At 71.7% G+C, this 23,426-nt stretch carries 20 protein-coding genes; 6 read left to right on the forward strand and 14 right to left on the reverse strand.

Annotation, left to right across the window (positions count from 1 at the left end; translation table 11 throughout):
- Positions 1–85 precede the first annotated feature (85 nt).
- Positions 86–961, forward strand: a complete 876-nt coding sequence (locus tag ACH4PU_RS00775; protein ID WP_398264165.1) for a ribosome-inactivating family protein — start codon at positions 86–88, stop codon at positions 959–961.
- Here the strand turns inward: ACH4PU_RS00775 and ACH4PU_RS00780 are convergent.
- The gene (locus ACH4PU_RS00780) at positions 933–1,418 is read right to left on the reverse strand and encodes a hypothetical protein (protein WP_398264167.1); all 486 of its coding nucleotides are present in this window, start codon (positions 1,416–1,418) and stop codon (positions 933–935) included. The genes ACH4PU_RS00775 and ACH4PU_RS00780 overlap by 29 nt on opposite strands.
- Before the next feature lie 432 nt (positions 1,419–1,850).
- Between ACH4PU_RS00780 and ACH4PU_RS00785 the strand changes: the two genes are divergently transcribed.
- A complete protein-coding gene (locus tag ACH4PU_RS00785; RefSeq protein WP_398264169.1) occupies positions 1,851–2,120 on the forward strand; it encodes a hypothetical protein in 270 nt (89 codons plus the stop codon).
- 9 nt (positions 2,121–2,129) lie between these two features.
- Complete coding sequence (locus tag ACH4PU_RS00790; protein ID WP_398264171.1) at positions 2,130–2,402, forward strand: hypothetical protein; 273 nt, start codon at positions 2,130–2,132, stop codon at positions 2,400–2,402.
- Between the two features lie 180 nt (positions 2,403–2,582).
- Here the strand turns inward: ACH4PU_RS00790 and pruA are convergent, their stop codons facing one another.
- Positions 2,583–4,214 (reverse strand): L-glutamate gamma-semialdehyde dehydrogenase, encoded by a 1,632-nt coding sequence (gene pruA / locus ACH4PU_RS00795; RefSeq protein ID WP_398264173.1) that lies wholly within the window; start codon positions 4,212–4,214, stop codon positions 2,583–2,585.
- A gap of 32 nt (positions 4,215–4,246) precedes the next feature.
- On the reverse strand, positions 4,247–5,173 hold the full coding sequence (locus tag ACH4PU_RS00800; RefSeq protein WP_398264175.1) for a proline dehydrogenase family protein: 927 nt from the start codon (positions 5,171–5,173) through the stop codon (positions 4,247–4,249).
- Positions 5,174–5,445: 272 nt separating this feature from the next.
- Here ACH4PU_RS00800 and ACH4PU_RS00805 point away from each other — a divergent pair, with 272 nt between their 5' ends.
- Positions 5,446–6,684, forward strand: a complete 1,239-nt coding sequence (locus ACH4PU_RS00805) for a PucR family transcriptional regulator (protein ID WP_398264177.1) — start codon at positions 5,446–5,448, stop codon at positions 6,682–6,684.
- Positions 6,685–6,828: 144 nt separating this feature from the next.
- Here ACH4PU_RS00805 and ACH4PU_RS00810 read toward each other — a convergent pair whose 3' ends face one another.
- The 3 genes from ACH4PU_RS00810 to ACH4PU_RS00820 form a co-directional block, all read right to left on the reverse strand.
- A complete protein-coding gene (locus ACH4PU_RS00810) occupies positions 6,829–7,833 on the reverse strand; it encodes a methyltransferase (RefSeq protein WP_398265294.1) in 1,005 nt (334 codons plus the stop codon).
- Positions 7,834–7,921: 88 nt separating this feature from the next.
- Positions 7,922–8,755, reverse strand: a complete 834-nt coding sequence (locus tag ACH4PU_RS00815) for a helix-turn-helix domain-containing protein (protein ID WP_398264179.1) — start codon at positions 8,753–8,755, stop codon at positions 7,922–7,924.
- Between the two features lie 63 nt (positions 8,756–8,818).
- Positions 8,819–9,172, reverse strand: a complete 354-nt coding sequence (locus ACH4PU_RS00820; protein ID WP_398264181.1) for a hypothetical protein — start codon at positions 9,170–9,172, stop codon at positions 8,819–8,821.
- 223 nt (positions 9,173–9,395) lie between these two features.
- Here ACH4PU_RS00820 and ACH4PU_RS00825 point away from each other — a divergent pair, with 223 nt between their 5' ends.
- Positions 9,396–10,334: a serine hydrolase gene (locus ACH4PU_RS00825; protein WP_398264183.1), complete on the forward strand. Its 939-nt coding sequence runs from the start codon at positions 9,396–9,398 to the stop codon at positions 10,332–10,334.
- Positions 10,335–10,404: 70 nt separating this feature from the next.
- Here the strand turns inward: ACH4PU_RS00825 and ACH4PU_RS00830 are convergent, their stop codons facing one another.
- From ACH4PU_RS00830 to ACH4PU_RS00840, 3 genes are all read right to left on the reverse strand, one after another.
- The gene (locus ACH4PU_RS00830) at positions 10,405–10,596 is read right to left on the reverse strand and encodes a ferredoxin (RefSeq protein WP_398264185.1); all 192 of its coding nucleotides are present in this window, start codon (positions 10,594–10,596) and stop codon (positions 10,405–10,407) included.
- Between the two features lie 20 nt (positions 10,597–10,616).
- A complete protein-coding gene (locus tag ACH4PU_RS00835; protein ID WP_398264187.1) occupies positions 10,617–11,858 on the reverse strand; it encodes a cytochrome P450 in 1,242 nt (413 codons plus the stop codon).
- Between the two features lie 138 nt (positions 11,859–11,996).
- On the reverse strand, positions 11,997–12,593 hold the full coding sequence (locus ACH4PU_RS00840) for a TetR/AcrR family transcriptional regulator (RefSeq protein WP_398264189.1): 597 nt from the start codon (positions 12,591–12,593) through the stop codon (positions 11,997–11,999).
- Positions 12,594–12,689: 96 nt separating this feature from the next.
- Here ACH4PU_RS00840 and ACH4PU_RS00845 point away from each other — a divergent pair, with 96 nt between their 5' ends.
- Positions 12,690–14,291: an MFS transporter gene (locus ACH4PU_RS00845; protein ID WP_398264191.1), complete on the forward strand. Its 1,602-nt coding sequence runs from the start codon at positions 12,690–12,692 to the stop codon at positions 14,289–14,291.
- Between the two features lie 190 nt (positions 14,292–14,481).
- On the opposite strand, the gene serA is transcribed toward ACH4PU_RS00845, so the two are convergent.
- From serA to ACH4PU_RS00870, 5 genes are all read right to left on the reverse strand, one after another.
- Positions 14,482–16,086: a phosphoglycerate dehydrogenase gene (serA, locus tag ACH4PU_RS00850; protein WP_398264193.1), complete on the reverse strand. Its 1,605-nt coding sequence runs from the start codon at positions 16,084–16,086 to the stop codon at positions 14,482–14,484.
- A gap of 286 nt (positions 16,087–16,372) precedes the next feature.
- Positions 16,373–17,374, reverse strand: a complete 1,002-nt coding sequence (gene ilvC, locus ACH4PU_RS00855; RefSeq protein ID WP_398264195.1) for a ketol-acid reductoisomerase — start codon at positions 17,372–17,374, stop codon at positions 16,373–16,375.
- A 111-nt stretch (positions 17,375–17,485) separates the two neighbouring features.
- Positions 17,486–18,010 carry an acetolactate synthase small subunit gene (ilvN, locus tag ACH4PU_RS00860; protein WP_398264197.1) on the reverse strand — a complete coding sequence of 175 codons (525 nt, stop codon included), beginning with the start codon at positions 18,008–18,010 and terminating at the stop codon, positions 17,486–17,488.
- Between the two features lie 23 nt (positions 18,011–18,033).
- Positions 18,034–19,896, reverse strand: coding sequence for an acetolactate synthase large subunit (locus tag ACH4PU_RS00865; RefSeq protein WP_398264199.1), 1,863 nt, complete (start codon positions 19,894–19,896; stop codon positions 18,034–18,036).
- A 389-nt stretch (positions 19,897–20,285) separates the two neighbouring features.
- Positions 20,286–23,276, reverse strand: coding sequence for a putative bifunctional diguanylate cyclase/phosphodiesterase (locus tag ACH4PU_RS00870; protein ID WP_398264201.1), 2,991 nt, complete (start codon positions 23,274–23,276; stop codon positions 20,286–20,288).
- Positions 23,277–23,426 lie beyond the last annotated feature (150 nt).

Genomic DNA, 23,426 nt, shown 5'->3' on the forward strand with positions numbered 1-23,426 from the left:
AGCGTGCGAGTCCGGCCGACGGCGCCACGGACATGAGGCGCCCGATCTCCTCCGCCGGCCACCGGACCAGGAAACGACAAGGGAAATGCTGCGAAAACTCTGCGCCCTCCTGCTGACGCTCGCGACGGCGATGGGCCTCGTGACCGTATTGAGCGGCACGGCCTCCGCCGCCAACTACCAGGTGCTCGACTGGCGCGTCTCGAACATCACCGCCGGCGGCAACACCCACCACCACAACTACTGGGACCTGATCGACCGCATTCACCGGTACACCTACGGCGAGCCGACCGGAGTCAACGGAACCGCGCAGACCACGACCGAGCGCGGCCGGCTCATCCAGGTCCGGGTGCTGGACACGAATGACCAACACCTGGCCTCGGTGTACCTCTGGGCCGACGACCTCTACGTCGCCGGTTTCTACGCCCCGACGACGAATACGCACTGGGTGTTCAACGACCGGCGGCAGGAGTTCGCGAACGCGCTGGGCCTCGATCTCAACAACATCCACACCATGCCGACGACCGGGAACTACAGCACCCTCCCGGGCGGCAACGAGCGAAGCGGGCTCGTACTGAACCCCGAGCGCATCTACAACGCGATGCGGACGCTCGGCCGGGCGAACCAGTACAACGACAACGTCGGCCGCTCGCTGGTCGTGGCGATCCAGACCTTCTCCGAAGCGGCACGCTTCGGCAGCGTCTTCGACGTCGTCCGGGGCAACATCCAGAACCCCAACCAGAACCGGCCCCTGGACTACGATTCGGGCGCTCCCCGAGGCATGATCCTCAACACCGCCCTGGAGAACCAGTGGGGCGACGTCTCCGACTTCGTGCGCAACTCGCGCCAGAATCCGTCCAACCAGTCGATCTGGGTCATGGGCCACCGGCTCACCACCGTGGCGGCCCTGCTCTACTACGTCGGCTTCGTCGAGGTCAACGGACACCGTTTCTCGCAGCGTTGAGCCTGGAACGTCCGATGAACCAGGCCCGGGCGGGCGCGAACAGAGAGACGCGGTCGTAAGGCGCCGGCAACGCGGTGAAGCGAGTGATCTCGTCGGTCTTGTCGGACACCCGCGTCTGGGTGACGGTCCGGCCGTCGCCGGTCGTCACGGCCAGCTGGTGGGCAGCGGGCGACGTGCCGTGCCGGGAGCCACGGGCGGCCTTGCCGTCCACGGCGATCGAGTCCGATCCGGCTGGATCGGCGCCGGTCAGGTCGGCCAGTCCGCCGGGACGGACCAGTCCGATGACCCGCCGGACCGTGGCGGCGCCCGGTGCGACGCGCACGCCCAGCGCTCCCGCGACCCGGGCGCCCAGCCGGGCAAGGGTGTGCTGCGGGGCGTTCGCGGACCGCTGGCCCATGGCCGCGTACGAGCGCGCACCGGCCACCACCGCCGAGGCGGCAGCCAGGAGCGCTGCCACGAACGGGTGCGCACCCCTCGGCATCGACGTGGATCGGGCAGCAACCGCAATCCGCTCTACCAGCGGCAATGCCGCCAAGCTGTCCAGAGCGGGCGACTTGATCAGACAGGCGGTGGCAGACTGGCGGCGCACCGAAGCTCCGGCGGTTCAGGGCGACTTGGGAAGGTCACCCCGTTCAACCGGAGCTTCGATGCGTTCGCGACCGCCCTATCCGGACGCCTGCGGACTCACGCGCCCATCAGGACCTTGAAACGACCCTGGATCCCGAGCGGAGAGGAACGCGACGGTCGTATCCCGAACGCTTCCCTCCAGGGGCCGACACGCGACGTGCTGGTGCTGCTGCCGCGCATGCGGTACTGCACCACGAGAGGGATAGTGATGAGTGGGCGCTAGAGCCTCCCTTTGATATCACTCCCGCGAGAAGGTGGTCTCATGGCGTGGAATTGGGATGGTGAATTCTGGGTTGGGCCCAAGACGACGCTTCCCGTTTGGATCGGATGGGGCTCATGGCTCGGGCCGACGTACATCCAGGCCATGCCGATATCCCCCACCGGAAAGAAGCTGTTCGTCATGGACCAGGCCATGCGGAATCTTGGGAACGTCGTGTCCGGTACCACTATCCAAGGTAACTGGCAGTTCGGGGCGGACATCTACAACCCGAACGATGTCTGGGTGTCATTCAGGCTGTTCGGACTGGACTAGGGAGAGATCATGAACGCAGATTCAGTTCGCGGCCCCTCGCTCCTGGTCCTCGCGGACGCCGAAGGCAAGATCCATGGAGTCGTTCGCCGAGGGGAGTCTCAGGACAAAGGGGCCCCGACTCATGTCGGCCTGGAGGCTTCCGACGAGCTGTCCCTTCATGAGATTCCGCTACCGGCGGAGCTGCGGGGCCAGGAGATCGGACCTGACGCGTTCGATGCCTACGAGGTCGCCACGGAAGAATCCAACAAGGCCGTGCTGAGGCGTCGCGGCGGGGGAATCTGAAATCCTCCGGTGAGATCGGACGAGCCGCCGGGGGAAGCCGGGCCGACTGGCGACCCTCAAGCTGCGGCTCGGCTCGCCCGCGTACGCCTTCGCCGCGTAGAAGGCGCGGCGTAGAAGGCGACGCAAACGCCCCCGCCCGGCGCGAGCCGGACAGGGGCGGGAGCACAAGGGAAAAGCAGGTCAGCCCATGTGCGGGTAGCGGTAGTCGGTCGGCGGGACCAGGGTCTCCTTGATGGACCGGGTCGAGACCCAGCGCAGGAGGTTGGTGGCCGCACCGGCCTTGTCGTTCGTACCGGAGGCGCGGCCGCCGCCGAAGGGCTGCTGGCCGACGACGGCGCCGGTCGACTTGTCGTTGATGTAGAAGTTGCCCGCGGCGAAGCGGAGCTTCTCCATCGCGTCGGCCACCGCGGCGCGGTCCTGGCCGATGACCGAGCCGGTCAGGGCGTACGCCGAGACGGACTCCATCTGCTGGAGCATCGCGTCGAAGTCCTCGTCCTCGTAGACGTGGACGGCGAGGATCGGGCCGAAGTACTCGGTGGTGAAGACCTCGTTGGACGGGTCCGTGCACTCGATGACGGTCGGGCGGACGAAGTAGCCGACCGAGTCGTCGTACGTACCACCGGCGACGATGGTGCAGGTCGGGTCGGCCTTGGCGCGGTCGATGGCGGCCTTGTTCTTGGCGAAGGCGCGCTCGTCGATGACGGCGCCGATGAAGTGCGACAGGTCGGTGACGTCACCCATGGTGATGCCGTCGACCTCGGCCGCGAACTCCTCCTTGAAGCCGTCCTCCCAGATGGAGCGGGGGATGTAGGCGCGGGAGGAGGCCGAGCACTTCTGGCCCTGGAACTCGAAGGAGCCGCGGGTCAGGGCGGTCTTCAGGATGGCGCGGTCGGCGCTCGGGTGGGCGACGACGAAGTCCTTGCCACCGGTCTCGCCGACGAGGCGCGGGTAGCCCTTGTACTTCTCGATGTTGTTGCCCACGGTCTTCCAGAGGTACTGGAAGGTCTTGGTGGAGCCGGTGAAGTGGATGCCCGCGAGCTCGGGGTGGTTCAGGGCCACCTCGGAGACGGCGAGGCCGTCGCCGGTCACCAGGTTGATGACGCCCTTGGGGAGGCCGGCCTCCTCCAGGAGCTGCATCAGCAGCACGGCGGCGTGCGTCTGCGTCGGGGACGGCTTCCAGACGACGACGTTGCCCATCAGCGCGGGCGCGGTCGGCAGGTTGCCGGCGATGGCCGTGAAGTTGAACGGCGTGATCGCGTAGACGAAGCCCTCCAGCGGGCGGTGGTCGCTGCGGTTCCACACGCCGGTGGAGTTGGCGACCGGCTGCTCGGCGAGGATCTGGCGCGCGAAGTGCACGTTGAAGCGCCAGAAGTCGACGAGCTCGCAGGGGGTGTCGATCTCGGCCTGCTGGGCGGTCTTCGACTGGCCGAGCATGGTGGAGGCGGCCAGCGTCTCGCGCCACGGGCCGGCGAGCAGCTCGGCGGCGCGGAGGATGATCGCGGCGCGGTCGTCGAAGGACATGGCGCGCCAGGCCGGGGCGGCGGCCAGGGCGGCGTCGATCGCGTCCTGGGCGTCCTGCTCGGTGGCGTTGGCGTAGGTGCCGAGGCGGGCCTTGTGGTTGTGCGGCTGCACGACGTCGAAGCGCTCGCCGCCGCCCATCCGCTTCTCGCCGTTGATCGTCATCGGCAGGTCGATGGGGTTGCCCGCCAGCTCCTTGAGCTTGGCCTCGAGGCGGGCGCGCTCCGGGGAGCCCGGGGCGTAGGAGTGCACCGGCTCGTTGACCGGGGCGGGGACCTGGGTGACAGCGTCCATGAGTCTCGTTTCCTTATCGGGGTTGGAGGGTCTCAGCCCTTGGTGATCATCGAGCGGAGGAAGAACAGCAGGTTGGCGGGCTTCTCCGCGAGCCTGCGCATGAAGTACCCGTACCAGTCGGTGCCGTAGGCCGTGTAGACCCGCATCCGGTGGCCCTCGGCGGCCAGCCGGACGTGCTCGTCACCGCGGATGCCGTAGAGCATCTGGAACTCGTACTCGTCCGGCTTGCGCCCCGCCTGCCGGGCCAGTTCCTGGGTGATCGCGATCAGACGCGGGTCGTGCGACCCGATCATCGGGTAGCCCTCGCCCGCCATCAGTATCTTGACGATGCGGACGAACGCCTTGTCGATCTCGGCCTTGTCCTGGAAGGCGACGGAGGCGGGTTCCTTGTACGCACCCTTCACGATACGCACCCGGCTGCCGGCGGCGGCGAGCCGCCGGGCGTCGTCCTCGGTGCGGAAGAGGTACGCCTGGATGACGCAGCCGGTCTGCGGGAAGTCCTTCCGCAGCTCCTCGTGGATGGCGAACATCGAGTCGAGGGTGGTGTGGTCCTCGGCGTCCAGCGTGACGGTGGTGCCGATGGCGGCGGCGGCCTCGACGACCGGGCGGACGTTGGCGAGGGCCAGCTCGTGGCCGCCTTCCAGCGCCTGGCCGAACATCGACAGCTTGACGGACATCTCGGCGCGCTCGCCGAGGCCCAGCTCCTTGAGGCGCTCGATCAGCTCCAGATAGGCGTCACGGGCCGCGTACGACTGCTCGACGGTGGTGATGTCCTCGCCGACGACGTCGAGGGTGACCTCCAGGCCCTTGGCCGCGGCGTCCTTGACGATCGGAATGACCTGGTCGACGGTCTCGCCCGCGATGAAGCGGTCGACGACCTGCTTGGTGCCCGGGGCGGCCGACACGAAACGACGCATGCGGTCGCTGCGCGAGGCGGCGAGGATGACGGGACCCAGCACGGGCACCTCCACGATGACGGCCGGTCCCCCTCGGGACGACGGCATAACCAACTCGACGTGAAACGTAGATTTCGCGCCACCTCTCGGGCCATCGACAGCTGTCACGCATCCGTGGCCGGGATCTCAGACAGATGTATGACAATGGTTCCCGGAGACGACGGGGGCGGGGCAAAGCGGACCAAACATCCGGGGAAAGCCCGGCGAAGCTCAGCGGAGCCGGACAAAGCCCGACGAAGCTCGGCGAAGCTCGACGAAAGGGAGTGCGGCGCGTCATGCGGGGCGAGTACCAGCAGCTCGTGGACGAGATCTCGGCGGTGTTCGGCGCGCCCGCGACCCTGGAGGACCGCGACTTCGGCCTGATCGCCTTCGGCGCGCACGGCGGCGACGACGACCTCGAGGTCACCATGGATCCCGTGCGGACGCGCTCGATCCTCCAGCGGCGCTCGACGGCGGCCGTCCGGGCCTGGTTCGAGGCGTTCGGCATCGCGCGGGCGCAGGCGCCGATGCGGATCCCGCCGGACCCGGCGGCGGGCGTGTTCAAGGGCCGCATCTGCCTTCCCGTACGCCACCGGGGCGTGGTGCACGGCTACGTCTGGCTGCTGGACGACGAGCACCTGGCCGGTCTCGACCTGGGCCCCGCCGCGCCGGACCCGCGCGTGGCGCAGGCGATGGAGACGGCCGCCCGGATCGGCGCCCTCCTCGCGGCGGAGGACCGCGCGGGCGCCGAGCTGGGCGAACTGCTGCTGGACCTGCTGACCGCGCGCCCGGCGGGCCGCGACGCGGCCCGCCTCGCCCTCCGCGAGGCCCTGGGCCCGGCGGCGGACGGCCCGCTGGCGCTGCTCGCGGTGGCGCCCTGGCGTACGGACACCGACGACCCCCACGACGCCTCGGGCGACCGCCCGGGCTCGGCGTTCGCCGCCCGGTCGGGCGTGGCGGCGCTCTGCGCGGTGCCGGACAGCCTGCCGGACGGCTCGGCGGCCCTGGCCGCCCTGGTCCGGCTGCGCGCCCTCAGCGCCCCGGCCCCCGCCCGCGCCGCCGCCGACCGGCTGCTGCACTCCCCCCGCGCCGGCGCGGACGGCGGCCCGGGCCTGGCCGCCGCCGGTCTGGGCACCCCGCGCAAAGGCCTCGCGGAGCTGACCGACGCCTGGACGGAGGCCCTGTCCGCGGCCCGCGCGGCCGCGGCCGAACGCCGCCTCGGCCCGCTCGCCGAATGGGCGGCCATCGGCCCGTACCGCGTCCTGACGGGCCTCCCCGCCGACCGGGCGGCCGACCACGCCGTCCGCCCTCTGCTGGAGCGCTCCCACGCGGAGCTGGCCCGCACCACCGAGGTCTACCTCGACTGCGCCGGCCAGGCCGGCCGCGCCGCCGCCGTCCTCGGCATCCACCGCCAGACCCTCTACTACCGCCTGTCCCGCGTGGAACAGCTCACCGGCCTGGACCTGGACAACGGCGAGGACCGGCTGCTGCTGCACATGACGCTGAAGGCGGCGCGGCTGGGTCAGGGCCGGTAGGGCCGCTCGGACCACGCGGCCCCCTCGGACCGCCGGCCCGCTCCGGCCGCGCGGCCTCGAACCGCGCAGCCCGCCCGGACCGCCCGGCCCCCCGGACCGCGCGGCCCGTCCCGCCGTCAGCCGTCAGCGCGGCCCGCTCCGACGTCAGGCCGAGGCCGCGGCCTCGACGAGGGAGAACGGCGCGGCTCCCGTGAGCGGGGTGACCGAGGTGACGGACAGGCCCGCCCGGCCGCACAGGTCCTCGAAGTCCGCGCGGGTGCGTTCGCGGCCGCCCACGTTCACCAGCATGTTGAGATCGCTCAGATAGGTGATTCCGGCGTCGGTGGCATGGCCTTCCGGGTGTGTGCCGACGACGTCGGGGAGGACGGGCTCCACGATCAGGACCCGGCCGCCGTCGGGCGGCAGGGCCTCGCGGCAGTGGCGCAGGATGGTGACGGCCTGTTCGTCCGCCCAGTTGTGCAGGACGCTCTTGATCAGGTGGAGATCCGAGCCCTTGGGGACGGATCCGGGCGCGAGGAAGTCCCCGGGCTGCAGGGTGCAGCGTCCGGTGAGCCCGTGCCGTTCCAGCGTCGCCGGGGCCCCGGCCAGGCCCTCGGCCGTGTCGAAGACGGCACCGGCGAGGCCCGGGTGGGCGGTGAGGACGGCGGCGAGGAGGGTTCCGTCGCCGCCGCCGACGTCCGTGACGGAGGTGAAGCGGCCGAAGTCGTAGGCGGACGGCAGCGCGGCGGCGGCCGCGCCGGTGGCCTGGCTCATCGCGGAGTTGAACGCCGCGGACAACTCGGGGTGTCGGGCGAGGTGGCCGAAGAAGTCCGTGCCGAAGACCGCGTCGAACGCGACGTCGCCGGTGCGGACGCTGTCGTCCAGGCGCTCCCAGGCGCGCGTCGCCACCGGGTCGGTGAACACGCGCACGAACGCGGTGAGCGAGCCGGGGCGGCGGGGATCCAGAAGCATGCCCGTGGGGGTCACCGAGAAGGTACCGGGGGCGTGTTCCCGCAGCAGGCCGAGGCCGGCCAGGGCGCGCGACAGCCGGAGCACGGACCGGGGGTCGGCCCCGGCGTCGGCGGCGATGTCGTCGGCCGGCCGCGCGGTGTCGCCGATCAGCTCGACCACCCTCAGCCGTACCGCCGCGCGCAGGGTCTGCGCGGCCATGCTGCCGAAGGCGGTGCGGACGATCAGGCTCCGGTCGGCTGTGTCCGCCGGCCGGATTTCGTCGGTCGTCACGGGTTTCTTCCTTCCGTCATGCGGTGGGTGGTGAGTCGGTGCGCGTGGCGGCCAGGGCGCCGGGGGTGCAGCCCGCGAACGCCAGTACGTCGCGGTGGAGATGCGGCTGGTCGACGTAGCCGCACGCCAGGGCGGTGTCGGCTGCGCTGCGGCCCGCGCGGAGGGCCCGGGCGGCGTGGTCGAAGCGGACGAGCATGACCGCGCGCTTCGGGGTGAGGCCGATCTGTGCGGTGAACCGGGACCACAGCCGCTTGCGGCTCCATCCGCAGGACGCGGCGAGTTCACCGACCCGCACCCGGCCCCGGCGGGCCACGATGTGTTCCCACGCGGCCGCGACCCCGGGTGTCATCGAGGGCGCTCGCGCGGCCCGCCGGATGAGGAACCCGTCCACCAGCGCGAGGCGTTCCTCCCAGCTCGCGGCCTCGGGCAGCCGCTCGCGCAGGCGCTCCTCCTCCCGTCCCCATACCTCGTCGAGGCCGGTCACCGGCCCGTCCGGTCCGCGCACGAAGACACCGCCCAGCAGCGCGTAGGCGGCCGGCGGCGACAGGCGCAGCTCGACGCACTCGACGTGCTCCCCGCCGACGCGGGCCGGTCCGGGCGCCAACGCGGCGACGAAGCTCCGCACGGACTGCCGCCCGGTGGCGCCCTCGACGGTGAACGGGTCCTCCCCGAGCCCGATCACGACGACCACGTCGGGCCGGGGGAGCACCCGCTTGTGCAGCCCGCCGGCGGCACGGTCCCGGAAGCCTGCCATCCGGACGCCGGGGAGGCGGGTGCCGCCGAGGACGGCCTCCCAGCCGTTCCCGGCCTCGGCGTCCAGGGGAACGGGGCCCGCGTCGTAGCTGCGCATGCCCCTACTGTCGCCGCATCCGGCCGTCCCGTCTTGGACGAAAGTTCCGCGGGCGGGCGTCGCTCAGCAGACGCTCCACGCGCTCACCGCGGCCACCGGTATCCGGAAGTACTCGCCCAGCTGTGCGGGCAGACTGCTGGAACCGGCGATCAGATGGCAGCCGTGGAGGTGGACGAACTCCGGCGGGTAGACCGGGGGTTCGGCCGCTTCTCGGGTGAAGTCCTCGGCGAAGCGTTCCTCGGGAAGGCCCCCGTCCCCCAGCCGGCCGGCGACGTGGGCGGCCCAGTGGCGGTGTGCCGCGAGGCGTCCGGCGAGCACCACACCCCCGGCGATCACCGTGATGCGCGGGCCGGCACCCTCCATGTCGGTGCGGTTGATCAGATCGATGAGGAGTTCGTCCTGAGGGATCGCTGTCATGCGGGAACTGTAGGGACCGCAGGGACCGCCCTCCGGTCAACGGCCGGGCAGCGGACCGGAAGAGGGCGTTCCGCACGGCCTCGGTGCCGGACGGGCGGACCACCTGTCCTGTCGGGAGGAAGCATGGGCGAGAATCGGGCAGTTATTCGATTCAAGGGCAGGTCAAGAAATGCGCCATCGCCGCGCATGACCCGCCACTGCCCATCCCAGGGGGGAACCTGTCGTGACCGCACACCCGATACCCGAAGACGCCCCGAGGGCCCGCCGCCTTCCGCGCCGCGCCCTCACCGCCGTCGTCGCCGCCGCGGCCGTCGCCGCGCCGCTCGCCGTGGCTGAGCCGGCCGCCGCGGACGGGCCGAAGGTCGTCTGCACCTCGGGCAAGGCCGGGCTCGCCGCCAAGCTCACCAAGGACATCACCGCGGCGCTGCGCGGCCGGGCCGGCCACACCGGCATCGCGTTCGACGACCCGGCGACGAAGACGAGCTGCACCTACGACGCGGACCGGCAGTTCGACTCCGCGAGCGTCTTCAAGCCGATCGTCCTCGGCACCCTGCTGTGGGACGCCGACCGGGCCAAGCGCTCGCTGACGTCGCGTGAGAAGTCGCTCGCCCACAAGATGATCACCGAGTCGGACAACGACTCCACGACGGAGCTCCGCAACCGCCTCACCACGGCGAAGATCACGTCGTTCGTCAAGGCCGCCGGCATGAAGCGCACGCTCCCCAACCAGACCTGGGGCACCACCCAGATCACCGCGCGGGACGAGCAGCGGCTCCTCGCCCTGTTCACCTCGGGCAACAAGCTGATCACCGACAAGTCCCGGGCCTACGCCCTCGACCTGATGAACAAGGTGATCTCCTCGCAGCGCTGGGGCACCCCGGCCGGCGCCCCCAAGGGCACCAAGGTGCACGTCAAGAACGGCTGGCTGCAGCGCGACCGGGACCACCTCTGGCGCGTGCACAGCATCGGCGCGTTCACCGTCGGCGGCCGGACGTACACCATGTCCGTGCTCACACACGGCAACCGCACCTGGCAGGGCGGCATCGACGCCATCCAGGCCGTCGCCCGCGCCGTCCACCGCGACGTCAACCCGGCGGCGAACCACGCCCAGCTCATCGCTCCGCCGGCGCACCCGCAGGAGGTCATGCCGCCGGGGGTGTGAGCGGAGGGTGCGCCGGGGTGGCCGGGAGGGGTCTCGCGCCCCCTCCCGGCCACCCCAGAAGCGGGTGTCGTCAGTCCTCGTCGAGGGTGATCGCCTGGACCGGACAGGCCCGCACCGCCTCCTTCACCATCGGGTCCGCGCCGCCCTCGCCCTCCGGCCGGACGACGCCGAAGCCGTCGTCGTCCGTGTCGAAGGCGCCGGGGGCGGTGAGGGCGCACTGACCCGAGCCGATGCACAGGTCCGAATCGATGCTGACGCGCATGGGGGTACTCCGTTCTGCGGTCACCAGGTGACCGGGAGGGCGAACAGTCCTTGCACGGTGCCGCCGGGTTTGACGGACACCTCATCGGGGGCAACGGCCAGCCGCAGCGTGGGGATACGGGCGAACAGTGACGAGAAGGCGATTTCGAGCTCCGCGCGGGCCAGGTTCTGGCCCAGGCACTGGTGGATCCCGTAGCCGAACGCCACGTGGTGGCGGGCGGAGCGGCGCACGTCGAGGGTGTCGGGGTCGGCGTAGGAGGCCGGGTCGCGGTTGGCCTCCGGGGTGGCGAGCAGCACGCCCTCCCCCGCCCGGATCGTCTCCCCGGCCACCTCGACGTCCGCCACGGCCACCCGTACCAGCGAGTCGGCGATCGAGAGGTAGCGCAGCAGCTCCTCGACCGCGCCCCGCATCAGCTCCGGATCGGCGCGCAGCGCGGCCAGTTGCTCCGGGTGGCGGAGCAGGGTGTAGGTGCCGAGGGAGATCATGTTGGACGTCGTCTCGTGGCCGGCGATCAGCAGCAGCAGCGCCATGGAGACGAGTTCCTCGCGGTCCAGGGTGCCGGAGGGGTCCGCGAGGAGGGTGTCGAGGAGGCCGTCGCCCGGCGCCGCGCGCTTGCGGTCGAGCAGCCGGCGGAAGTACGCCCGTAACTCCTCACGGCACTCACCGGCTTCCGCCGCGGTCTTCGCGACCAGCAGCCGCCGCGAGCGGGTCTCGAAGAACTCGTGGTCGTCGTAGGGGACACCGAGCAGCGAGCAGATCACCGTGGACGGGACGGGGAGGGCGAACGCGGTGACGAGGTCGGCCTCCGGGCCGGCGGCGAGCATGCGGTCGAGGAGGTCGTCCACGACCTGCTGGATCGCGGGGCGGAGGGCCGTGATCCGCTGGAGGCCGAAGCCCGGGATGAGGGTCCGGCGCTGGCGGTTGTGGAGGGGGTCGTCGGCGCCCAGCAGGGGGAGGGGCCGGATGGCCTGTTCGGCGAAACGCGGCATGGTGACCGGGAAGTCCGGGTGCTGCCGGTCGGCGGAGAGGCGGCGGTCGCGGAGCAGTTCCCGGACCTCGGCGTGTCCGGCCACGAACCAGACCTCCCGGCCGTCGAAGAGCGTCACCCGGGAGAGCGGGCGGTCCTCGGGGGCCGGGAGGTGGCCGGCGGGCGGATGGTACGGACAGGCGCGGTCCTGCGGCCAGGGCCGGGTCGCGGCTTCCGGGACGGCGGACGGGGTGAAGTCGGTGGCGGACAGCGGGGGTTGCGCGGTCTCGGTCATGAACGACCTCCGGCAAGCGGACTGGTATCCTTGGGCAACCATTAGAGCGGAGGGTTCCGCACCCGTCCATGGGGCGTGACCGGAATCCGGCCACGCGGGACCGCTATCCGACCCCCGGCACCCCCGATACCCGTACGGCTACACCTCGCCCGGGTCGAGCACCCGCCCCTCGACGATGCGCCGCATCCCCTCGACGATGTCCGCTCCGCGCGGCGCGGCCGCCGGGTCGATCAGCCACTGCACCCACACCCCGATGAACAGGGCGTGGATGACGGAGCCGACGGTGCGGGACGCGACCGGGGGCACCCGGTCGTCCTCGACGCCCTCGAAGATCGCCACCAAGCCCTCACGGCCGTTCGGCAGCACCGCCGCCATCTGCTCCCGCAGCTCGGGGCGGTTGGGGAGCTGGCCGACCATCTCGAACTGGGCGGCCCAGAAGGCGCGGTCGTTCGCGAACCCGTCGAGCAGCGAGTCCCAGCAGGCCGCCATCCGCTCGTCATGCGAGACATCGGGCCGCGCGCCGGCGGCCAGCGCCCGGCCCACCCGCTCCCCCCACTCCTCCGTGAGCTGGATGAACGCGGCCATCATCAGCGCGTCCTTCGAGCCGTAGTGATAGCCGATCGAGGCCAGGTTGGCGCCGGAGGCGGCCACGATGTCGCGCGCGGTGGTGCGTACCCAGCCCTTGTCGAGCAGGCAGCGCTTGGCGCCCTCCAGCAGGTCTTCGCGGTGTCCCATACCGGAAGCGTAACCGCCTCTCATACGCCTGTCATGGACGAGCGTCTTATACGGACGTCATAGACAGCCGTTTAAGACATTCGTATAGTCCTGCCCATGATGAACCCCAGCACGCCGCGTGCCGGGCGCAGGGAGTGGACGGCGTTCACCGTCCTCCTGCTGCCCCTCCTCCTGGTCTCGATGGACACGTCGGTCCTCTTCTTCGCCGTCCCGGCCATCACCCGGGACCTGGGCGCGAGCAGCACCCAGCAGCTCTGGATCTTCGACAGCTACGCGTTCGCCCTGGCCGGGCTGCTGATGACGATGGGTTCGCTGGGCGACCGGATCGGCCGCCGCAAGCTCCTGTTGCTGGGCGCCGCCGCCTTCGGCACGGCCTCCGTGGCCGCCGCCTACGCGCAGAGCGCGGAGATGCTGATCGCGGCGCGGTTCATGCTGGGGATCGGCGGCGCGACGCTGATGCCGAGCACGATGGGGCTGGTGCGCAACATGTTCCGCGACGACGCGCAGCGCGCCAAGGCGGTCGGCATCTGGTCCGCGGCCATGGCCGGCGGCATCGCGCTCGGCTCGGTACTGGGCGGAGTGATGCTCAAGCACTTCTGGTGGGGCTCGGTCTTCCTGCTGAACGTGCCCGCGATGGTGCTGCTGCTGGTCTGCGCGCCGCTCCTGGTCCCGGAGTTCAAGGACCCGCGCCCCGGACGCTTCGACCTGCCGAGCGTGGTGCTGTCGATGGGCGCCGTGCTGCCGACGATCTACGGCATCAAGGAGATGGCGGCCGACGGCTTCAGCGTCCCCCGGCTGCTCTGCCTGCTCGCCGGCCTGGCGCTCGGCGTGGCCTTCGTCCGGCGGCAGCGCGGCGGGCGGTCCGCGATGATCAGCCGTGAACTGTTCCGCGACCGCGCCTTCGGGGCGGGCATCGGCCTCAACACCCTCGCGATGTTCGCGATGATGGGCTCCTCGTACTTCACCACCCAGTACCTCCAGTCGGTCCTGGGCAAGGGCCCGCTGGAGGCGGCGCTCTGGGGCACGCTCCCGTCCCTCGCCGTGGGCGCGGCCGGCCCGCTGGCCACCGTCGCCGCCCAGCGCGTGGACCGGGCCTACGTGATCGCCACCGGCTTCGTCATCACCGCGGCCGGCTTCGCCCTCCTGCTCGGCACCGACGCGTCCTCCCTGACCCTCACCCTGATCTCCTGCGCGGTCATCGCCTGCGGCATCGTCACCGTCGCCGCCCTCGTCTCCGACCTCGCCCTCGGCGCCACACCCCCGGAGAAGGCCGGCTCGGCCGCCGCCCTCCTGGAGACCGGCCAGGAGTTCGGCGGAGCCTTGGGCATGGCCGTGTTCGGCACCATCGGCATGGCCGTCTACCGGCGGGACGTCTCGGACTCCCTGTCCCCCGCCCTCCCGCACGGCGAACTCGACACGGTCCGCGAGACGCTGACCGGCGCGGCGGCGGTCGCGGGGCGGCTGCCGGGACGGTCCGGGGAGGCGGTGCTCTCGGTCGCCCGGGACGGGTTCGTGCACGGGATGCACGTGGCCGCGGTGGGCGCGGCGGTGGTCCTCCTCGCCGGGGCGGTGATGTCGGTGCGGCTGCTGCGGGGACGCGCCGCGGCCCCGGCCGCTCCGGCCGAGGAGCCGGCGGAGGTGCCGGCGGAGGTGCCGGCGGAAGTGCCGGCGGAAGTGCCGGTCGCCGCCGGGCGGTGAGCCGTGGGGGGCGGGTGTCGGGGGGTGTCCCCGGGCCCGCCCTTTCACCGTTTCTTGCGGGGGCTGCGCCCCCGCACCCCCAAAGCGCGCTGCGCGCGCTGTCCTCAGGCGCCGGACGGGCTGGATCAGCCCGTCCGGCGACTGAGGACGAGCGGCGAAGGGGCGGGACCGGGGCAACATCCCCCGGACGTCAGTCCGTCAGGTTCACCGCCCGCGCCGACGCCGCGCCGATCTCGTCGGCGATCTCCGCGAGCACCGGCAGCGGGATCGACTCGTCGACCGTGAGGGCGACCAGCGCCTCGCCGCCCTCCGTCGCCCGCGACACCTGCATGCCGGCGATGTTGATGCCCGCCTCGCCGAGGATGCGGCCGATGGTGCCGACCACGCCGGGGCGGTCGACGTAGCGGAGGAAGGCCATGTGGTCGGCGAGGGCGAGGTCGATGTCCTTCTCGCCGACGGCGACGATCTTCTGGAGGTGCTTGGGGCCGGCGAGGGTGCCGGAGATGGAGACCTCGTCGCCGCCGGAGAGGGTGCCGCGGACGGTGACGACGTTGCGGTGTTCCGGGGACTCGGAGGCCGTGGTGAGGCGGACCTCGACGCCGCGCTCCTGGGCGAAGAGGGGGGCGTTCACGTAGGAGACGGTCTCGTCGACGATGTCCTCGAAGACGCCCTTGAGGGCGGAGAGTTCGAGGACCTTGACGTCGTGCTGGGTGAGCTCGCCGTAGACCTCGACGTCGAGGCGGACGGCGACCTCGCCGGCCAGGGCCGTGAAGATGCGGCCCAGCTTCTCGGCGAGCGGCAGCGCCGGCTTGACGTCCTCGGCGATGACGCCGCCCTGCACGTTCACGGCGTCCGGCACCAGTTCACCGGCGAGGGCCAGCCGCACCGACTTGGCTACGGAGATGCCCGCCTTCTCCTGGGCCTCGCCGGTGGAGGCGCCCAGGTGCGGGGTGGCGACGACGCTGTCGAACTCGAAGAGGGGCGAGTCGGTGCACGGCTCGGACGCGTAGACGTCCAGGCCGGCGCCGGCGACCCGGCCCTCCTTCAACGCCGCGGCGAGCGCGGTCTCGTCGACGATGCCGCCGCGCGCGGCGTTGACGATGCGCACCGACGGCTTGACCTTGCGGAGCGCCTCGTCGCCGATCAGGCCGAGCGTCTCGGGGGTCTTGGGCAGGTGGACGGTGATGAAGTCGGCCGTCTCCAGCAGCTCGTCGAGGGTGCAGAGGCGGACGCCCATCTGGGCGGCGCGGGCGGGCTGGACGTAGGGGTCGTAGGCGACGACCTTCATGCCGAAGGCGGCCATCCGCTGGGCGACGAGCACGCCGATGCGGCCGAGGCCCACCACGCCGAGCGTCTTCTCGGACAGCTCGACACCGGTGTACTTGGACCGCTGCCATTCGCCGTTCTTCAGGGCCGCGTTGGCCTGCGGGATGTTGCGGGCGGTGGCGATGAGGAGGCCGCAGGCGAGCTCGGCGGCGGTGACGATGTTGGAGGTGGGGGCGTTGACGACCATCACGCCGGCCTTGGTGGCGGCGGAGACGTCCACGTTGTCGAGGCCGACGCCGGCGCGGGCGACGACCCGCAGCCGCTTGGCGGTGGCGACCGCCTCGGCGTCGATCTTCGTGGCGGAGCGTACGAGGACGGCGTCGACGTCCACGATGGAGGCCAGCAGGTCGGCTCGGTCGGCGCCGTCGCAATGCCGGATCTCGAAGTCCGGGCCGAGCGCGTCCACGGTGGCGGGCGAGAGTTCCTCGGCGATGAGTACGACGGGTTTGCGGGTCGAAGCAGTGCTCACGGGGTCCTCAGTCCTCACTGGTCCATGGGTTTCCCGGACGTGCCGTGGGGGGCACGGGGGAATGACGGCCGTCCCGACGGCCGCAGGCGGTGAAGGGGCGCAGCCGCGTTGGAGACGCACGACGCTGTGAGCCTGACGCGCTTTGTTGCGGTGAAGTGTATCGGCGGACGGGCGGGCGTTCTGCTCCGTTCCGCAAGGATCACCCGGCGGGACCGGCCACCATGGACAACCGGGCATGGGAGGGTCCGGTGGGGCCGCACGGAAGCGGCCCCACCGGCACGGGAGATCACGCCTCGTCGTCGACCCAGCTCATCAGCTTGCGCAGCTTCTGGCCGGTGGTGGCGAGCAGGTGGTCCTCGTCCGCCTTCTTGTACTCGTTGTACTTCGGCAGGCCGGACTTGTACTCCTTCATCCAGTTCTCGGCGAAGGTGCCGTCCTGGATCTCCGCGAGGACCTTCTTCATCTCGGCGCGCGTCTGGTCGGTGACGATGCGCGGGCCGGTGACGTAGTCGCCCCACTCGGCGGTCTCGGAGACGGACCAGCGCATCTTCTCCAGGCCGCCCTCGTACATCAGGTCCACGATCAGCTTCAGCTCGTGGAGGCACTCGAAGTACGCGATCTCGGGCTGGTAGCCGGCCTCGACGAGGGTCTCGAAGCCCGCCTTGACCAGGGCGGAGGCGCCGCCGCAGAGCACGGCCTGCTCGCCGAAGAGGTCGGTCTCGGTCTCCTCGGTGAAGGTGGTCTTGATGACGCCGGCGCGGGTGCCGCCGATGGCCTTGGCGTAGGAGAGGGCGAGCTCGAAGGCCGTGCCGGAGGCGTCCTGCTCGACGGCCGCGATGCACGGGACGCCGCGGCCCTCCTCGTACTGACGGCGCACCAGGTGGCCGGGGCCCTTGGGGGCGACCAGGCAGACGTCGACACCGGCCGGGGGCTTGATGAAGCCGAAGCGGATGTTGAAGCCGTGGCCGAAGAACAGCGCGTCGCCGTCCTTCAGGTGCTCCTTGACCGACTGCTCGTAGACCTCGGCCTGGATCGGGTCCGGGACGAGGATCATGATGACGTCGGCCTCGGCCGCCGCCTCGGCGGGGGTGACCACGCGGAGGCCCTGCTCCTCGGCCTTCTGCCGGGACTTGGAGCCCTCGTGCAGGCCCACGCGGACGTCGACGCCCGAGTCACGCAGCGACAGCGCGTGGGCGTGGCCCTGGCTGCCGTAGCCGAGGACCGCGACCTTGCGGCGCTGGATGATGGACAGGTCGGCGTCGTTGTCGTAGAACAGCTCGGCAGCCACGTGTGGTTTCTCCTTGAATGCGAGGTGTTGCGTCCCACCGTATGACGGCGGGGAGGCGGGATGTCGCCGGGTCCCGGAATCCGGGACCGCCGGCGGGAGGGACGAAGGGGATCAGGCCGAGCGGTCCAGGGCGCGCAGGCTGCGGTCGGTGATCGAGCGGGCGCCGCGGCCGATGGCGATGGTGCCGGACTGCACGAGCTCCTTGATGCCGAACGGCTCCAGCATCTTGAGCATGGCGTTGAGCTTGTCGCTGCCGCCGGTGGCCTCGACGGTGATGGCCTCCGGGGAGACGTCGACCGTCTTGGCGCGGAACAGTTGGACGATCTCGGTGATCTGGGAGCGGGTCTCGTTGTCGGCGCGGACCTTCACCAGGACGAGCTGCCGTTTGACGGCCCCCGAGTCCTCCAGCTCGACGATCTTCAGCACGTTGACGAGCTTGTTGAGCTGCTTGGTGACCTGCTCCAGCGGCAGCGACTCGACGTTGACGACGATGGTGACGCGGGAGATGTCCGGGTGCTCGGTGACGCCGACGGCGAGCGAGTCGATGTTGAAGCCGCGGCGGGAGAACAGGGCGGCGATCCGGGCCAGGATGCCGGGGGTGTTCTCCACCAGGACGGAGAGCGTGTGCTTGGTCATGGTCGGTCTTCTCTCTCCTGGTGTCAGTCGTCGACGACGTCGCCGAAGTCGGGGCGGACCCCGCGGGCGGCGAGGATCCGGTCGTTGGAGGTGCCGGCCTCGACCATCGGCCAGACCATGGCGTCCTGGTGGACGATGAAGTCCACGACCACGGGCCGGTCGTTGATCGCGTTGGCCTGCTCGATGACGGCGTCCAGCTGGGCCGGGTCCTCACAGCGCAGACCGACGCAGCCCATGGCCTCGGCGAGCTTGACGAAGTCCGGGACGCGGGTGCCGGAGCAGGGCTGTTTGCCGTCGGCCTCGGGGCCGGAGTGCAGCACGGTGTTGGAGTAGCGCTCGTTGTAGAACAGGGCCTGCCACTGGCGGACCATGCCCAGGGAGCCGTTGTTGATGACGGCGACCTTGATCGGGACGTTGTTGAGGGCGCAGGTGACCAGTTCCTGGTTGGTCATCTGGAAGCAGCCGTCGCCGTCGATCGCCCAGACCGTGCGGTCGGGCATGCCGACCTTGGCGCCCATGGCGGCCGGGACGGCGTAGCCCATGGTGCCCGCGCCGCCGGAGTTGAGCCAGGTGGCGGGCCGCTCGTAGGCGATGAAGTGGGCGGCCCACATCTGGTGCTGGCCGACGCCCGCCGTGTAGACGGTGTCCTCCGGGGCGAGCTGTCCGATGCGCTGGATGACCTGCTGCGGGGAGAGGCTGCCGTCCTCGGGGCGGTCGTAGCCCAGCGGGTACGCGTCGCGCCACCGGTTGATGTCGGTCCACCAGGCGGTGTGGTCGCCGACGTGGCCCGCGGAGTGCTCGGCCTGGACGGCGACGATCAGGTCGGCAAGGACCTCGCGGGCGTCGCCGACGATGGGGACGTCCGCGGCGCGGTTCTTGCCGATCTCGGCGGGGTCGATGTCCGCGTGGACGACCTTGGCGTACGGCGCGAAGGAGTCGAGCCGCCCGGTGACGCGGTCGTCGAAGCGGGCGCCCAGCGCGATGATCAGGTCGGTCTTCTGCAGGGCGGTGACGGCGGCGACCGAGCCGTGCATGCCGGGCATGCCGACGTGCTGCGGGTGGCTGTCGGGGAAGGCGCCGAGCGCCATCAGGGTGGTGGTGACGGGGGCGCCGGTGAGCTCGGCGAAGACCTTGAGCTCGGCGGTCGCCCGGGCCTTGAGGACCCCGCCGCCGACGTACAGCACCGGCCGCTTCGCCTGGGTGATCAGCTTGGCGGCCTCGCGGATCTGTTTGGCGTGCGGCTTGGTGACGGGCCGGTAGCCGGGCAGGTCGGTGTGGGGCGGCCAGACGAAGGTGGTGCGCGCCTGGAGGGCGTCCTTGGCGATGTCGACCAGGACCGGGCCGGGGCGGCCGGTGGACGCGACGTGGAACGCCTCGGCGATGGTCCGCGGGATTTCGGCGGGATCGGTGACCAGCCAGTTGTGCTTGGTGATCGGCATGGTGATGCCGCAGATGTCCGCCTCCTGGAAGGCGTCCGTGCCGATCGACTTGGACGAGACCTGGCCGGTGATGGCCACCAGCGGGACGGAGTCCATGTGGGCGTCGGCGATGGGGGTGACCAGGTTGGTGGCGCCCGGCCCCGAGGTCGCCATGCAGACGCCGACCCGGCCGGTGGCCTGCGCGTACCCGGTGGCGGCGTGCCCGGCGCCCTGCTCGTGGCGGACGAGGATGTGCCGCACCTTCGTGGAGTCCATCATCGGGTCGTAGGCCGGGAGGATCGCGCCGCCGGGGATGCCGAACACGGTGTCGGCGCCCACCTCCTCCAGCGAGCGGATGAGCGACTGCGCGCCCGTGACGCCGGGCTCGACGATGGCGGGCTGCTGCTGGGCCGCGCCGCCTCGGGTGCGCGGCTGCGGATGGGGGACTCCGGTGGCCTGCTCGGACATCGACCTTCTCTTCTCGGAGATTCGTACTGCTGGACGGCTGCTGGACGGACGCTTCGAGGGACTGATGCGACGGATGCGGCCGCATCGGCCCGTGGACCGCTTGGGTCTGCTTCGGACTGCTTCGGACGGCTAGGAGCCGGTGGCGGACCCGGTGGGGCCGCTGTCGGCTGCTGCTGGGGAACCGCTTCGTCGCGGTCCCGTCGGACGGTGGAGTCTCGGTGGAGGTATCGGTGCAACAAAAAACCCCTCGTGCCGTAAGGCAAGCGAGGGGAGCGCGCCGGTGTGGGTCAGCAGGCGGGGAACCGCGGCCTGCTTCAGCCGACGCGCTGTCCAAGTACGAGAATTCGGGTGCGCATGGGACCGACCCTCCCCCTGTCACGGGCGAGGTGTCAAGTGGGTGGGATGGGCGTCTCACTATTTGAGCGCAATGGAGCATGGGCCAGGGCCCCCGCGCCCCCGGCCCGAAGTGCGGACGGCAACAGCACGTTGACGGGCACCGGCCCGCCGAGGAGCACGCGTTTTCCGCCGCCCGGCAGCCTGTTCGCGGGCGACGGCAGCGGGCCGCCCGGGGCGGGGCCGCCGTCGCCGTCCAGGGGTCCGCCGGGGACCGGGAAGGAACCGCGGGCGAGCGCCTGGCGCAGCCGGTGTTCGTCGAGCGGCCCGGAGAACGCCAGGCCCTGGGCGTGGGTGCAGCCCATGGCGCGCAGCACGCGGGCCTGTTCGGCGTCGTCCACGCCCTCGGCGACGGACTGCGTCCCGAGGTCGCCGGCGATCCTCAGCAGCCCAGCCGTGATCTTGCGCAGCCGTACGGAATCGGCCACACCGTCGACGAGGTCCCGGTCGAGCCGGAGGACGTCGACGGGGAGCCGCCGCAGGGCGCTCATCGCCGCGTGGCCGCTGCCGAAGCCGTCCAGGGCGATGCGCACCCCGAACCGGCGCAGCGAGGCGAGCCGCCGCTCCAGCTCGTCCAGCGGGACGCGGGAGTCGACGCCGGTGAGCTCCAGCACCAGCCCACCGGCGGGCATGCCGTGCCGGAGGAGCAGGGACTCGAAGTGCTTGGCCGGCAGCGCCCGGTCGACCAGGCGGGCGGCGGACAGCCGGACGTACACCGGCACCGCGTGGCCCGCGGCCCGCCGCCGCTCGGCCTGTTCGAGGGCCTTCTCCAGCGTCCAGCGGCCGAGTTCGGCGGTGCGCCCGCTCTCGTCGCCGCGGTCCGGGTCGGTGCCGGGCAGGAACTCCTCCGGCGGGAACAGGATGCCCTGCGGGGAGCGCCAGCGGGCCTGGGCGGCGACGGCGGTGACGCGCCCGGTGGAGAGCTCCACCACGGGCTGGTGGAGCAGCGCGAACTCGCCGTCGTGCAGGGCGGTGCGCCACCGGGTGGTGCGCTCGGCGCGGCGGACGACCTCGGCCTGGAGGCGGGGCTCGTACAGCTCGACGCGGCCCTTGCCGGCCTGCTTGGCCCGGTACATGGCCAGGTCGGCGTTGCGCATCAGGGTGCCGGGGGTGATGCCGGGCTCGGCGAAGGCGACGCCGATGCTGGCGGCCACCCGGACCTCGGTGCCGCCCTCCACCACGTAGGGCTCGGAGAGGGTGAGCCGCAGCCGGTCGGCGATCTCCAGGATGCGGTACTCGCGGGCCGACGGGTCGCGGGTGCCGTCGCCGAGGATCAGCGCGGCGAACTCGTCACCGCCGAACCGGGCGGTGCTGTCGCCGGCGCGGACGGACTCCTGGAGCCGGCGGGCGGCCTGCACGAGCAGCTCGTCCCCGGCCTGGTGGCCGACGGTGTCGTTGACGGCCTTGAAGCCGTCGAGGTCGATGAAGAGCACGGCCGTGCCGGGGTCGGTCATTCTCCGGCCGGCCAGGGCCTGCTGGACGCGCTTGGTGAACAGCGAGCGGTTGGGCAGGTCGGTGAGCGGGTCGTGCTCGGCGGTGTGCTGCAACTGCGCCTGGAGTCGCACCCGTTCCGTCACGTCACGGCTGTTGAAGATGAGGCCGCCGTGGTGCCGCTTGACGGTGGACTCGACGTTCAGCCAGTCGCCGTCGCCGGAGCGGAAGCGGCACTCGATCCGGGTGGTCGGCTCGTCGGCGGGCGGCGCCGCGAGGAAGCGGCGCACCTCGTGGACGACCCGGCCCAGGTCCTCGGGGTGGATCAGGGAGGCGAGCTCGGAGCCGACCAGGTCCTCCGCCGCGCGCCCGTAGACGCCGGCGGCGGCGGGGCTGACGTAGCGCAGGACGCCGGTCGGCGCGGCGATCATGATGACGTCGCTGGAGCCCTGCACCAGGGAGCGGAAGTGGTTCTCCGTCTGGGCCAGTTCCTGGGTGAGGGAGATGTTGTCGAGCAGCATGATGCCCTGCCGGACGACGAGGGCCAGGACGACCGTGCAGCCGGTGAAGAGCACGACCCGGTCGACGTGGTGGCCGTCCAGGACGTTGTAGAGGATGCCCAGGGTGCAGACGGCCGCCGCGAGGTACGGCGTGAGGGCCGCGAGGGAGCCGGCGATGGGCCGGCCGGACGACGGCTGGACCTGGGCCTGGCGGCTCGCCGCGCCGGACGCGCTCTCCTGCTGCCGGGTCACCCAGGGGGCGTAGGCCATCAGCATGTAGCCCGCGAACCAGCCGGCGTCGAGGATCTGGCCGGAGCGGTAGTTCTCGCGCAGCAGCGGTGAGGTGAACAGGGCGTCGCACAGCACCGTCAGGGCGAGCGCGGCGATCGCGGTGTTGACGGCGGACCGGTTGGCGGAGGAGCGCCGGAAGTGCAGCGCCAGCACCATGGAGACCAGCACGATGTCCAGCAGCGGGTACGCCAGGGACAGCGCGGCGTGCGCCACCGTCTCGTCGGCGAAGTGCGCCGTGTGGGCGAGGGCCAGGCTCCAGGAGAGCGTCAGCAGCGAGCCGCCGATCAGCCAGGAGTCGAGCGCCAGGCAGACCCAGCCGGCCCGGGTGACCGGGCGGCGGGCCAGCACCAGCAGGCCGATGATGGCGGGCGGCGCGAACAGGAGGAACGCGAAGTCGGCGGGCGAGGTGGTGGGGACGCGCTCCCTCAGCACGACCTCGTACCAGCCCCAGACCGCGTTCCCGAAGCCCGCCATGCCCGAGGAGACCGCGAAGAGCAGCCACGCGGGACGGAAGCGGGTGGTACGGGTGCGCGCGTACCAGAAGCAGGAGACGGCGGCGAGAACCGCCGCCCCGCTGAGCCCGAAGTCGCCCATGGTCTTGGCGAGATCGGGGGAACCCCAGCCGAACGCCGCCCCCGTGGCGTATCCGCCGCAGACGAGGGCGAGCAGCAGCTGCGACACCACGCCCGAGGCCCCGGGGGGCCGGCCGCCCGGCCCCCCGGCGGGGGCGGCGTGCCGGGGCAGGGCGGCTCCCTGCGCGGTCACCGCTCCGCCGTCCCGAGCGGGGCCCGGAGCGCCGCCGGCCCCGCCGACGACGTGGACCGCTGCCGCGTGAGCCGCTGGTGCGTGAGCCGCGTCGGGTTGATCGTCCATTGGCCGTGCATCGCCCGTCGCCCCCCTTGAGTGCGGTACTTC

The sequence above is a fragment of the Streptomyces sp. NPDC021100 genome, from assembly GCF_044333095.1.
GTDB lineage: Bacteria > Actinomycetota > Actinomycetes > Streptomycetales > Streptomycetaceae > Streptomyces.